We start from the raw sequence: 11,998 nt of genomic DNA on the forward strand, positions 1-11,998 counted from the left end.
TTCATGGCGGAGCGGCCCAATCAGCTTTGGGTGGCGGACTTCACCTACGTCAGAACGGCGCAGGGCTTCGTTTATGTGGCCTTTATCGTCGATGTGTTCGCCGGCGTTATCGTCGGCTGGCGGGTCTCAACGTCGATGGAGACATCTCTGGTGCTGGATGCGCTGGAGCAGGCGCTTTGGGCTCGTCGCCCAGGGAAAGGGGTGATCCATCACTCAGACCGAGGCTCACAATATGTTTCATTAGCGTATTCAAAGCGTCTGAAGGATGCTGAAATCCTGGCGTCAGTTGGCACTACCGGCGACTCCTACGATAATGCGATGGCAGAGAGTATCAACGGGTTGTACAAAACGGAGGTTATCCACCGCGGGAGCTGGAAAAACCGGACGGAAGTGGAGTTGGCCACGCTGGACTGGGTGGACTGGTACAACAACAGAAGGCTGCTCGGGCGGCTGGGTTACATCCCTCCTACTGAAGCCGAAATGAACTATTACGCTTTGCAATTAGCATCAGAGGAAGCGGCGTAGTATTGCCAAAATTACTCTCTAATAAACTCGGGGTTATTCAGTTGAATAATTCACGGGCATAACTGGGTGGCGTTCCGGTATCGAAAACATCCCCCGCCACAATCAGGGCATCAACCTGGTGTTCCTCCACCTGACTGACCAGCCACGTCAGAAACGCCTGATGTTCATCGGCGCGATTTTTGGTAAAAAACGACTGACCAAGATGCCAGTCAGAGGTGTGAATAATGCGCATGGCGCTCCAGCGGCGAACAAATTGATGGGGCAGTATAAACCCTGAAGCCGGCGGTTGTCGTTTGACGGGGGTGATTTTGCGGCCAGGGTTCCTGAAAAAGGGATACCGCGCCGGAGCGCGGAGCGCCACTGTTGCAGGGCTGTCGCGCCGCGCTCCGGCGCTTCGCTTCCTGCCGCCGTTCGGCTCTAACCGAGTCGCGCGGGCTCTGCCTCCTGCCGCCGTTCGGCTCTAAACCAAGCCGCGTGGGCTCTGCCTCCTGCCGCCGTTCGGCTCTAACCGAGCCGCGTGGGCTTTGCCATGCAACGTCGCCTGCCGTGGGCCGCGACAATGACAGGGGACACAAGATGTTGCGCCAGAAATCGACCTCGCTCGCTGATACAAGGCATGGATGATAACAAGCAATCTAACAGTAAGTTAGGGCATCTCTGGTTCGCTTATTACCTTAAGCTGAGGGCGATGGTGGCATATAAAATCTATTTCTTTTTAGATAAATGAGTTTTAATAAATATGTCACAAAAGTGACGCATAATGCCGGCACCTTAATCATGACGATTTATGGCGGAGAAACGATGGCAAGACGCATACTGGTGGTGGAAGACGAAGCGCCAATCCGGGAAATGCTGTGTTTTGTCCTGGAGCAAAACGGTTTTCAGGCCATCGAGGCGGAGGATTATCCTACCGCAATTAATTTGCTGGCGGAACCGTATCCTGATCTGGTGCTGTTGGACTGGATGTTACCGGGCGGATCCGGCATTCAATTCATTAAACAAATGAAGAGCGAAGCGCTGGCGCGGGAAATTCCCGTCGTGATGCTGACCGCACGCGGTGAGGAAGAAGACCGCGTGCGCGGGCTGGAGGTCGGCGCCGACGATTATATCACCAAACCCTTTTCGCCCAAGGAGCTGCTGGCCCGTATCAAAGCGGTGCTGCGACGCATCTCTCCGATGGAGGCGGAAGAGCGTATCGAGCTTCAGGGGCTGAGTCTGGATCCCGCCTCACATCGGGTCACGGCCAACGAACAGGCCCTCGACATGGGACCGACCGAATTTAAGCTGCTGCATTTTTTCATGACCCATCCCGAGCGCGTTTATAGCCGCGAACAATTGCTAAATCACGTATGGGGCACGAATGTCTATGTGGAGGACCGCACGGTGGATGTCCATATCCGCCGTTTGCGTAAAGCGCTTGAATCCGGCGGACATGATCGCATGGTACAAACGGTGCGCGGTACCGGTTACCGTTTTTCCGGGCGCTATTAATTCCGGTGGGCGATACGCTGGAACGTGACCGGACGCGGCGCGCAAGCGGCTCCCGACGGCCCGCCAGCAGGCAGGCGATAACACGGTTCTGGCGGGGATGTGGAACCCATTGGAAAATTGTGCTGCTCGCGTCCGCGAACGCATGATGAGCTGCTGGCCGCGACACGGGCGCTGTCGCCAAGGAGATGCCGTTGCTTGAACCTATTACCTGGCGCAGAGTGTTGCTGGAAGGGGTGCTGTTTTGCCTGCCGGCGCTGTTACTGTCGCTGTTCATCGGCCATTTAAGCTGGCTGCTGGCGCTGTCGCTGCTGGCGGCGCTGATGCGCAACTATTATTTTCAACTGCGGCTGTCCCATTGGCTATGGCGCAACCCCGGACGGACGCCACCGGTGGGCGGAGGCAGCTGGGTTTCGCTGTTTTATGGTCTGCACCGTATGCAGCAACGTCAACGCCGCCGACGGCGCGAACTGGCGATGCTGTTCAAGCGCTTTCGCAGCGGCGCTGAATCGCTGCCCGATGCGCTGGTGATGTTAACGGCGGACGGCCATATATTCTGGTGCAACGGGCTGGCTCAACAATTGCTCAGTTTTCGCTGGCCGGAGGATAACGGACAGCCGATCCTCAATCTGTTACGCTACCCGGAATTCAATGATTATCTGCAGCGGCAAGCGTTTCAACTGCCGTTGACGTTGCAGTTGAATAATCAGCATTGGGTCGAGTTCCGCGTCATGCCCTATACCGACGACCAGTTGTTAATGGTCGTGCGCGACGTCACCCAGATGCGACAGCTGGAGGGCGCGCGGCGCAACTTCTTCGCCAACGCCAGCCATGAATTGCGTACACCGCTTACAGTATTGCAAGGCTACCTGGAAATGATGACCGACGATAGCCTGGACCCGCATATGCGGCAGCGGGCGGTGCAGACCATGCAGGATCAATCCCGGCGCATGGAGCGTTTGGTCGCTCAATTGCTGGAATTGTCGCGTATTGAAGCGGCGCCGCAGGGGGAAACCCCCAGGCCGGTGGATATGCCGGCCTTGCTCAAGCGCTTGCAGGCCAGCGTCGAGGGGCTCAGTCAGGGGCAGCATCCGCTGGTGCTGCGGGTCAATCCGCAGCTATGGGTCAACGGTAATGAGGAGCAACTGCGCAGCGCAGTGTCGAATCTGATGTTTAATGCGGTGATCCACACCCCTCCCGGTACCCGTATTGAGGTCAGCTGGCAGCGAAGCGCCGCCGGGGCGACGTTTCAGGTCAGCGATAACGGGCCGGGTATCGCGCCGGAACATTTGCCGCGTCTGACGGAGCGCTTTTATCGCGTGGACAAAGCCCGCTCGCGTCAGACCGGCGGCAGTGGCCTGGGCCTGGCGATTGTCAAGCATGCCCTGAGCCATCACGATGCGCGACTGGAAGTCAGCAGCGTGCCGGGGGAGGGCACCCGTTTCGGTTTTACCTTGCCGGCGCGGTTGATTAGTACCCCGCCGCGGGTGGACAATAGCGTTACCCCTCTTTCACCTCAGGCCAGAGAGTAATGCGATGTTGTTCCGTCTTTGCCGGCCGCCTGTTCGCCGGCTGCCTGCTGGGGCTAACGAGCGCGGCGGCTGCCCGCGCAGCCCGTTTTGCCGCCGGGACCGCCTGTCTCGCCGCCCGCTCAGTCCGTTTCGCCGCCGGGGCAGCCCTTCTCATTGCCGACGCAGCCCGTTTCACCATCGTTACAACCCGTCTCGCCGCCGGCAGTGCTGCTGAGCGGCACCTTGACCAGTACCGGTTCGGATACGCTGTCGGCCCTAATGAGCGGCTGGGCGGCGGCGTTCAGCCGGCATTACCCGGGAGTGGGTGTGCAACTTCAGGCGACCGGTTCGGCTGCCGCTGCGGCTGCGCTCGTGGCCGGCACGGCGGAGTTGGGGCCCATGAGCCGACCGATGAGCGAGCCGGAAATCGAGGGGTTCCGTCGCCGCTATGGCTATCCGCCGCTGGCGCTGCCGGTGGCGCAGGATGCGTTGGTGGTTATGGTCAATCAGGCCAACCCGTTGCAGGCGATAAGCCAGCGTCAGCTGGACGCGATATTTTCCGTCACCCGACAGTGTGGCCAGGCGGCGCCAATCCGGTATTGGGGGACGCTGGGGCTGCCGGGAGAATGGCGCTCCCTGGCGCTGCTGCGCTATGGCCGCAATACCGCTTCCGGTACCCAAGGTTTTTTTCGCCATCGGGTGCTGTGCGGCGGGGATATGCAGCCTACGGTCAACGAGCTGCCCGGATCGGCGGCGGTGGCGCGCGCGGTGGCCGCCTCGGTGAATGCGATAGGCTATACCAGCATGGGGTTTCACGCCAGTGGGGTAAAATGGCTGGCGATTAGCGACGCGGCGGGCCACACCTACAGCGCCGATGCACAAACGCTGCGCCGCGGAGACTATCCCTTCACCCGTCCTCTCTATATTTACGTCAATAAACCGCCAGGCAAGCCATTGGATCCGCTGACGTTGGCATTTCTGGCGCGCGTACTGTCCCCCGAGGGGCAAGAACAGGTCGGTCAGGCGGGCTATATTCCGCTGACGCCATCCCAGCGGCTGGCGGCGCAGCGGGCCGCAGGATTGCTCTAAACCGCAGAGATGAACATTTTCGCCGTAAACATGAATAAATTTCAATAGCATTGAAATTTTCTCGTTTGTGCCGCGTAATGCGAAGTGACACACTTCGATTAAGACATATAGACGTCTGGATGTCCATACGTTGCGGAACGTGACTATCCCGTCGCGAAACTATCCTGGTCATCATGCCGGTGACGCCTTCATGGAGCAGTAGAATGCAAAGAACGCAAGCCCCTTTCCGTGCCGATGTGGTCGGCAGTCTGTTACGTCCCGCCGCCATCAAGCAGGCCCGTCAGCGTTTCGCCGATGGCGAGATAGATGCCGCGCAGCTGCGGGCCGTTGAAGATAACGAGATTGCACGGGTTGTGGCGGAGCAGCGCGCGCTGGGGCTACAGGTTGTCACGGACGGAGAGTTCCGCCGCGCCTGGTGGCATATGGATTTCTTTGAAGGATTGGACGGGGTCGAGGGTTACCAACCCGATCAGGGGATTCAATTTCAGGGCGTACAAACCAAGGCCCGCAGCGTCAAAGTTACCGGAAAACTGGGTTTTAGCCATCACCCGATGCTGGAAGATTTCCGCTTTCTGCAAAGCGTGGCCGGCTATGCGGTAGCGAAGATGACCATTCCCAGCCCGAGCGTGTTGCATTTTCGCGGTGGCCGCGCGGCGATCGATAAGCAGGTTTATCCCGATCTGGCAGCGTATTTTGACGATCTGGCGCAAACCTGGCGCGACGCCATTGCCGCATTTTATGCCGCCGGCTGCCGCTATCTGCAGCTGGATGATACCTTCTGGGGCTATCTGTGCTCGGAAGATCAGAAGCGTCAGATGCGTGAACGCGGCGATGATCCTGACACCCTGGCGCAGACTTACGCCGACGTGCTGAATAAAGCGTTGGCCGGTAAGCCAAAAGATTTGGTGGTCAGCCTGCACGTTTGTCGCGGCAATTTCCGTTCCACCTGGATTTCCGAAGGCGGTTATGAGCCGGTTGCGCCAATTTTGTTCGGCCAGGTGCAAGTGGACGCTTTCTTCCTGGAGTATGATACCGAGCGCGCCGGCGGCTTTGAACCGCTGCGCTTTATCAAACCCGGGCATCAACAGGCGGTGCTGGGGCTTATCACCTCGAAAACGCCGGCGCTGGAAGACCCGCAGGCGGTGCTGGATCGCCTCCGTGAAGCCAGCCAATACGTCAGTCTGGACCAGTTGTGTCTGAGCCCGCAATGCGGTTTCGCCTCGACCGAAGAGGGCAATAAGCTCAGCGAACAGCAGCAGTGGGATAAGCTGCAGTTGGTGCTGGATATCGCTCGCCGCGCCTGGTAATGCTGCCCCAAAAGCGTGGGGAGTTCACCTGCCCGCGCGCCTGTGGTTCCGGCTGCCCGCCCTCATGCCTGCGTACGCCAGGCGGGCAGCATTTGAAAACGTGAAAGCCTATGCACCTCGGCGCACCCCCTGAACCGTTTAACCCGGCCTGAATCTTTATTCAACGCCTGAAAGTCATTCAACGCCTGAAAGTCGACTCAGCACCCGAACCTTTGGTCAGCGCTTGCGCCGGTGGACCCCGTGCTCATCACCTGAACCCGTGCTTAGCACCTGAAGCGCGGGTCGGCGCTTGAACCCTGTTCAGCACCCGAACCTTTGGTCGGCGCTTGCACCGTTAAGCCACTGCGCCACGTTGCGCGCAGGTGTTATCTTGTCATTGCAGGCCGTAACGCCGCACAGGATTTGCGCTAGTGCCTTAGACGGCCTGGTGCAGGATGGCGGCGTCGTAGACACACCGACAGTGTTATCCTCCTGCTCGCCGGCCGCGAATATCATCCTCGATCCCGCCAGTTTGCCGGCCTGAAAGGTCCCGCGCGGGCCGCTGGCGCTGGGCTTTGTCGTTTTGCTGCGAAGCGTTCCTGTGAGATTTATTCCACCATAGCAATTTCTTATGTCGCGAACGCGATTTTTGCCGCAGCCTGGGTTATCATGTAGCGCAAATTAGGCAACGCTTGAATACTTAATATGAATATTATTCAAAAGGCATACTTTAGTGCCGGTTTTTTCTGATGGACTTGCCAGCAACCGCTATAAACTATTAAATTAGCCGCCGTTGTCGCGCCGCCCGTCAGTATTGCTACCCCGCATTTTTTTCTGTCCGGCTTTACGGCCGTTCACGCGTTGCCAACCGCCGCGGTCAAGGGCGTGTAAATCACCGCTCCGTCATAAGAATAAGTTATTGCGAATTACTACAGGCCTTAGAACTTACCCATGACTAAACGATTAACTTCCAAAGACATCCTCGCGCTGGGTTTCATGACCTTTGCGCTGTTTGTCGGCGCCGGCAATATCATCTTCCCGCCCATGGTGGGCCTGCAATCCGGCCAGCATGTCTGGCTGGCGGCGGCGGGCTTTTTGATAACGGCGGTGGGTCTTCCGGTCATTACCGTTATTGCGCTGGCGCGGGTCGGTGGCGGCATTGATGCACTGAGTTCGCCTATCGGCCAGAAAGCCGGTCTGCTTTTGGCGGTGGTCTGCTATCTGGCGGTGGGGCCGCTGTTTGCTACGCCGCGTACCGCCACCGTGTCGTTTGCGGTCGGTGTCGCCCCCTTTGTCGGCAACGGCGAACTGCCTTTGCTGATATACAGCCTTCTCTATTTCGCCCTGGTGATCGGTATTTCTCTTTACCCCGGCCGCTTGCTGGACACGGTAGGCCATGTCCTGGCGCCGCTCAAGATTTTCGCGCTCGCGGTGCTGGGTATTGCGGCGATGCTGTGGCCGGCGGGCCAGCCTCTGCCGGTGTCGGCAAGCTATAGCCACCTGCCGTTTTCCAGCGGTTTCGTCAACGGCTATCTCACCATGGATACCTTGGGCGCGATGGTGTTCGGCATCGTTATTGTCAACGCCGCCCGGTCGCGTGGGGTGACCAGCGCGCCATTGCTTACCCGTTATGCCATCCTCGCCGGCCTTATCGCCGGTATCGGCCTGACGGCGGTTTATCTGACGCTGTTCAAGCTGGGGTCGGGCAGCGGCGTGCTGGTGCCCGAGGCACAAAACGGCGCGGAAATTCTGCACGCTTATGTGCAATACACGTTCGGCGCCGCCGGCAGCGGTTTTCTGACGGTGCTGATTACCATAGCCTGTCTGGTCACCGCGGTGGGGTTGACCTGCGCCTGCGCCGAGTTCTTCAGCGAACATACCGGTATCGGTTATGGCAAATTGGTGTTCCTGCTGGGGCTGTTCTCCATGGTGGTTTCCAATCTGGGGCTCAGCCATCTGATTTCGATTTCCGTGCCGGTGCTTACCGCCATTTATCCGCCTTGTATTGTGCTGATTCTGCTGAGCTTTACCTTGCGCTGGTGGCATTCCAGCACCCGTCTTATCGCCCCCGGCATGCTGGTGAGTCTGGTGTTTGGCTGCCTCGATGGCATTAAGGTGTCGGCTTTCTCGACCCTTCTGCCGGCCTGGGTGGAACGCCTGCCGTTGAGCGCTCAGGGACTGGCCTGGCTGCCGCCGACGCTTGTCATGCTAATCGTTGCGGCGGCCTACGATCAAACCCGCAGGCGGCAGCAAATCTCAGTTCTTTGAGGGCGGCGGTGCAATCATCAGACCACGGACACCGTCCGTGGTTTTTTCATGTGAGATAAAAGGGTTCAGGTCATGCAATCTTCCACCCCTTCGCTGAAGCGGGGGCTTTCCACCCGGCATATTCGGTTTATGGCGCTTGGCTCCGCCATCGGCACCGGGTTGTTTTATGGTTCTGCTGATGCGATCAAAATGGCCGGTCCCAGCGTGCTGCTGGCTTATTTGATCGGGGGCCTGGTGGCGTACATCATCATGCGTGCCCTGGGTGAGATGTCGGTGGAGAACCCCAATGCCGGTTCGTTCTCGCGCTACGCGCAGGATAATCTAGGCCCTATGGCGGGCTATATTACCGGCTGGACCTACTGTTTTGAAATCCTTATTGTCGCCATCGCCGATGTCACCGCCTTCGGCATCTATATGGGTGTCTGGTTCCCATTGGTGCCGCATTGGGTGTGGGTGTTGAGCGTGGTGCTGTTTATCGGCGCAATCAACTTACTTAGCGTCAAGGCGTTCGGCGAATTGGAGTTTTGGTTCTCCTTTTTCAAAGTGGCCACCATCATTGTCATGATCCTCGCCGGTATCGGCATCATCGTCTGGGGTATCGGCAACGGCGGTCAACCCACCGGCGTGGCCAATTTATGGCGTCACGGCGGCTTCTTCAGCCACGGCGTCTGGGGGATGATACTGTCGCTGCAAATGGTGATGTTCGCCTACGGCGGGATTGAAATCATCGGCATTACCGCCGGCGAAGCGCGGGATCCGCAGCGGTCCATACCCCGCGACATCAATTCCGTGCCCTGGCGTATTCTGCTGTTCTATGTCGGTACCCTGACGGTTATCATGTCTATCTATCCTTGGGATCAGGTAGGTACGGGCGGTAGCCCGTTCGTGCTGACTTTCCAACATTTGGGCATCCCTGTCGCCGCGGGCCTGCTGAACTTCGTGGTGCTGACGGCCTCGTTATCGGCCATCAACAGCGACGTGTTTGGCGTGGGCCGCATGTTGCACGACATGGCGGGGCACGCGCCACGCCTGTTCCAGCGCGTATCGCGCCACGGCATTCCCTGGGTAACGGTGTTGGTGATGATGCTGGCGATGCTGGTGGCGGTCTATTTAAATTATATTATGCCGGAAAATGTCTTCCTGCTGATCGCCTCACTGGCAACCTTTGCCACCGTGTGGGTGTGGATCATGATTTTATGTTCACAAATCGCCTTTCGCCGCAGGCTCAAGCCTGAGCAGGTACAGGCGCTGAAATTCCCGTTGCCCGGTGGCGCCCTCACCGCGAGTATCGGCGTGGTTTTCCTGTTATTCATTATCGGCCTGATAGGGTATTTTCCCACTACTCGTGCCTCGCTGTACGTTGGCGCGGTGTGGATTTTATTGCTGTTATTGGGGTACCGCCGGGTAAAAACGAAGCGCGTAACCGCCTCCTAAGGTCGGTGCCGGATACTGTGCCATGATGGGGAAACGCGGCCTGTGTGCAGCAGGGCACGGCGTCCTGAACACCCGGCATAAAAAAGCCGGTCGGGTTGCCGACCGGCGTGATATGGGCAGAGTCACTGCCTTGACTGCCTTGACTGCCTTGACTGCCTTGACTGCCTTGACTGCCTTGACTGCCTTAGCTGCCTTAGCTGCCTTAGCTGCCTTAGCTGCCTTAGCTGCCTTAGCTGCACGGGTGCAGCGCGATTACAGCCTGGTCAGGTTCTCGGACAGATACTTGGCAACCCCTTCCGGCGAGGCGCCCATCCCTTCTTGCCCTTTTTCCCACTGTGCCGGGCAGACTTCACCGTGTTCTTCGTGGAATTGCAGCGCGTCGACCATGCGCATCATCTCGTCGATGTTACGGCCCAGCGGCAGATCGTTAACGACCTGATGGCGAACGATACCGTCTTTGTCGATTAAGAATGAACCGCGCAGCGCGACGCCGGCGTCAGGGTGTTCAATGCCGTAGGCTTTGATGATGTCGCGCTTGATGTCCGCTACCATCGGATATTGTACCGGGCCGATACCGCCTTTGTCGGTCGGTACCTGGCGCCAGGCGTTGTGTACAAACTCAGAATCAAAAGACACACCGATAATTTCCACGCCGCGCTTCTGGAACTCAGCGTAACGTTTGTCGAATGCAATCAATTCGGACGGGCAGACGAAGGTGAAGTCCATCGGCCAGAAGAAAATGACCGCCGGTTTACCCTGGATGTGGGATTTAAGATTGAAATTGTCAACGATTTCACCATTGCCGAGCACGGCGGCAGCCGTAAAATCGGGGGCTTGACGAGTAACCAGGACCATATTAACTCCTGTAAAATAGCGTTTGCGGATGAATAGGATTTAAGCCGACCTAGTATAAGGCCGTGCCGGGGGGGAATAAAGTCACCCGTGCCGATTGGTTAAATAGGTTTTGCCTATCGAAGCGATAGGTAAATCTTGCCACTATAACCCTGATAGGCCTCTCTTTCACTCGGACTTTCACTCGGAAGGTCACGTTGAGCGTTATTCCTTGAAACAGGCCCAATACTCGCTACACGAGACCCGCTACTCGATGCCTAAGGCCCGATGTCAGATGACCGTTACCCGATGCCAAAGGCCCGATGCCAGATAGCCGATGTCCGATGTCCGATGTCCGATGCCAAAGGCCTGATGCCATAATGGATAGGGGAGACATGAATATTTTATCGATGAACGGCGGGGAACGCTTTCGCTTACCCCGGTACGCCAAAACAGAAAACCAGCATCGAGATTATGGGGATTGATAGCAAAATGCTCTCCATCAGAAATACGTGAACAAATGATAACCGCGCCCATTTCAATGCTGCGTTAATGGATAATGGTGTAAGACCGGGTAGGGTGGTTGAAGGGCCGTTTTAGCGGTTGTGCCGGCGTCCAGGTTCGGCAATAATCTTTTTGGGGGTGGGGGGATAAAGGAATATTCAGCGTGCCGCGTCGTTGGCAAAGACGCGCGTTTCATGGAATGGGAAAAAGGAATTGAAGGTCAATGGAAATGACAATGTGAAGGTTAATGGCGTCAGGCTGTTTATTTTTATTATTTCATGTGGGTACCATTATGGCGAAAACGATTCATCTTATTTCCAGCTCATCCGAATATCTTGAGCAAAGCATCCCGGATATTGTTTCGGCATTAAAGCGGCAAGGATTTCAGGTCAATATGCAATACCTTGATCAACAGGTTTCCGACTTCGGCTATGTCAACAGTGACCGCGCGCGGGGGGAAAATCTGGTGAAAGCTTTGACCGACGATAATGTTGATTATTTATGGTTTGTGCGCGGCGGGTCGGGCGCGCTTAATCTTTTGCCGCATTTATTTGCAAACTTGACGCATATTCACGGTGCCCGGGAAAAAATCCTTATTGGTTTTAGCGATGTCACGGCTATTCACGATTTTATCAATAAACATGTTGGATGGCGTAGCGTTCACGGCATTGTGGCGTCGAGCAATAAAGACATTTATCAACTCCAGGGAGGCAACGGGCTGAACAAGAATACGGGCTTTCGTCAAACCCTCGACGCGATAACCCAAGGGGTCAATTATCCTGGTATTTTGCCGCTGAATACACCGGCGAAAGTCGGAGCCGCCGGCGTACTGATGGGCGGCAATTTGACGCTGCTACAGTCGCTATTTTCCACCCGCTATGAAAAATACCTGCGCGACGAAATTTTATTATTGGAGGATACCGGGGTAACCTATATGAATCACCCCGGATAAATTAGAGTCTATACTTTAAAAGTGGAGGTCTCTATGACAACGACCAAACGTTACTCTCCGGAAGTCCGTGAACGGGCAGTTAATCTAGTGCTGGAAACTCAGCATGAGCA

The 11,998-nt window shown here is 56.9% G+C and carries 10 protein-coding genes and 1 pseudogene; 8 read left to right on the top strand and 3 right to left on the bottom strand.

Annotation, left to right across the window (positions count from 1 at the left end; all coding sequences use genetic code 11):
• The coding region (locus CINSTRO3249_RS07200; RefSeq protein WP_125933110.1) for an IS3 family transposase at positions 1 to 525 on the top strand (525 nt) is incomplete at its 5' end.
• Between the two features lie 40 nt (positions 526 to 565).
• On the opposite strand, the pseudogene sbcD reads toward CINSTRO3249_RS07200, so the two are convergent.
• Positions 566 to 757: pseudogene (gene sbcD / locus CINSTRO3249_RS07205) on the bottom strand (exonuclease subunit SbcD); the annotation flags it as partial.
• Positions 758 to 1,326: 569 nt separating this feature from the next.
• On the opposite strand from sbcD, the gene phoB reads away from it, so the two are divergent.
• The 6 genes from phoB (at position 1,327) to proY (ending at position 9,601) form a co-directional block, all read left to right on the top strand.
• Positions 1,327 to 2,016 carry a phosphate response regulator transcription factor PhoB gene (gene phoB, locus CINSTRO3249_RS07210; RefSeq protein WP_074012775.1) on the top strand — a complete coding sequence of 230 codons (690 nt, stop codon included), beginning with the start codon at positions 1,327 to 1,329 and terminating at the stop codon, positions 2,014 to 2,016.
• 191 nt (positions 2,017 to 2,207) lie between these two features.
• Complete coding sequence (gene phoR / locus CINSTRO3249_RS07215; protein ID WP_074012776.1) at positions 2,208 to 3,545, top strand: phosphate regulon sensor histidine kinase PhoR; 1,338 nt, start codon at positions 2,208 to 2,210, stop codon at positions 3,543 to 3,545.
• A gap of 153 nt (positions 3,546 to 3,698) precedes the next feature.
• Positions 3,699 to 4,613, top strand: a complete 915-nt coding sequence (locus CINSTRO3249_RS07220) for a PstS family phosphate ABC transporter substrate-binding protein (RefSeq protein ID WP_074012769.1) — start codon at positions 3,699 to 3,701, stop codon at positions 4,611 to 4,613.
• A gap of 203 nt (positions 4,614 to 4,816) precedes the next feature.
• Positions 4,817 to 5,920 carry a cobalamin-independent methionine synthase II family protein gene (locus CINSTRO3249_RS07225; protein ID WP_074012770.1) on the top strand — a complete coding sequence of 368 codons (1,104 nt, stop codon included), beginning with the start codon at positions 4,817 to 4,819 and terminating at the stop codon, positions 5,918 to 5,920.
• 930 nt (positions 5,921 to 6,850) lie between these two features.
• Positions 6,851 to 8,167 (top strand): branched-chain amino acid transport system II carrier protein, encoded by a 1,317-nt coding sequence (gene brnQ / locus CINSTRO3249_RS07230; RefSeq protein ID WP_074012771.1) that lies wholly within the window; start codon positions 6,851 to 6,853, stop codon positions 8,165 to 8,167.
• 72 nt (positions 8,168 to 8,239) lie between these two features.
• Positions 8,240 to 9,601: a proline-specific permease ProY gene (gene proY / locus CINSTRO3249_RS07235; RefSeq protein WP_074012772.1), complete on the top strand. Its 1,362-nt coding sequence runs from the start codon at positions 8,240 to 8,242 to the stop codon at positions 9,599 to 9,601.
• Positions 9,602 to 9,853: 252 nt separating this feature from the next.
• Here proY and CINSTRO3249_RS07240 read toward each other — a convergent pair whose 3' ends face one another.
• Both CINSTRO3249_RS07240 and CINSTRO3249_RS17170 read right to left on the bottom strand, forming a co-directional pair.
• Positions 9,854 to 10,456, bottom strand: coding sequence for a peroxiredoxin C (locus tag CINSTRO3249_RS07240; RefSeq protein ID WP_074012773.1), 603 nt, complete (start codon positions 10,454 to 10,456; stop codon positions 9,854 to 9,856).
• Positions 10,457 to 10,723: 267 nt separating this feature from the next.
• Positions 10,724 to 10,969, bottom strand: coding sequence for a hypothetical protein (locus tag CINSTRO3249_RS17170; RefSeq protein WP_174249748.1), 246 nt, complete (start codon positions 10,967 to 10,969; stop codon positions 10,724 to 10,726).
• A 259-nt stretch (positions 10,970 to 11,228) separates the two neighbouring features.
• On the opposite strand from CINSTRO3249_RS17170, the gene CINSTRO3249_RS07245 reads away from it, so the two are divergent.
• Positions 11,229 to 11,888 carry an LD-carboxypeptidase gene (locus tag CINSTRO3249_RS07245; RefSeq protein WP_217265378.1) on the top strand — a complete coding sequence of 220 codons (660 nt, stop codon included), beginning with the start codon at positions 11,229 to 11,231 and terminating at the stop codon, positions 11,886 to 11,888.
• The last annotated feature ends 110 nt before the right edge of the window (positions 11,889 to 11,998 follow it).

Source organism: Candidatus Sodalis sp. SoCistrobi, assembly GCF_900143145.1.
In the GTDB taxonomy this organism is placed as follows: domain Bacteria; phylum Pseudomonadota; class Gammaproteobacteria; order Enterobacterales; family Enterobacteriaceae; genus SoCistrobi.

Coding starts and splice junctions, on each gene's coding strand:
- brnQ (WP_074012771.1), top strand. CDS start 6,851: ATGACTAAACGATTAACTTCCAAAGACATCCTCGCGCTGGGTTTCATG.
- CINSTRO3249_RS07245 (WP_217265378.1), top strand. CDS start 11,229: ATGGCGAAAACGATTCATCTTATTTCCAGCTCATCCGAATATCTTGAG.
- CINSTRO3249_RS17170 (WP_174249748.1), bottom strand. CDS start 10,969: ATGGGCGCGGTTATCATTTGTTCACGTATTTCTGATGGAGAGCATTTT.
- phoB (WP_074012775.1), top strand. CDS start 1,327: ATGGCAAGACGCATACTGGTGGTGGAAGACGAAGCGCCAATCCGGGAA.
- CINSTRO3249_RS07240 (WP_074012773.1), bottom strand. CDS start 10,456: ATGGTCCTGGTTACTCGTCAAGCCCCCGATTTTACGGCTGCCGCCGTG.
- proY (WP_074012772.1), top strand. CDS start 8,240: ATGCAATCTTCCACCCCTTCGCTGAAGCGGGGGCTTTCCACCCGGCAT.
- CINSTRO3249_RS07225 (WP_074012770.1), top strand. CDS start 4,817: ATGCAAAGAACGCAAGCCCCTTTCCGTGCCGATGTGGTCGGCAGTCTG.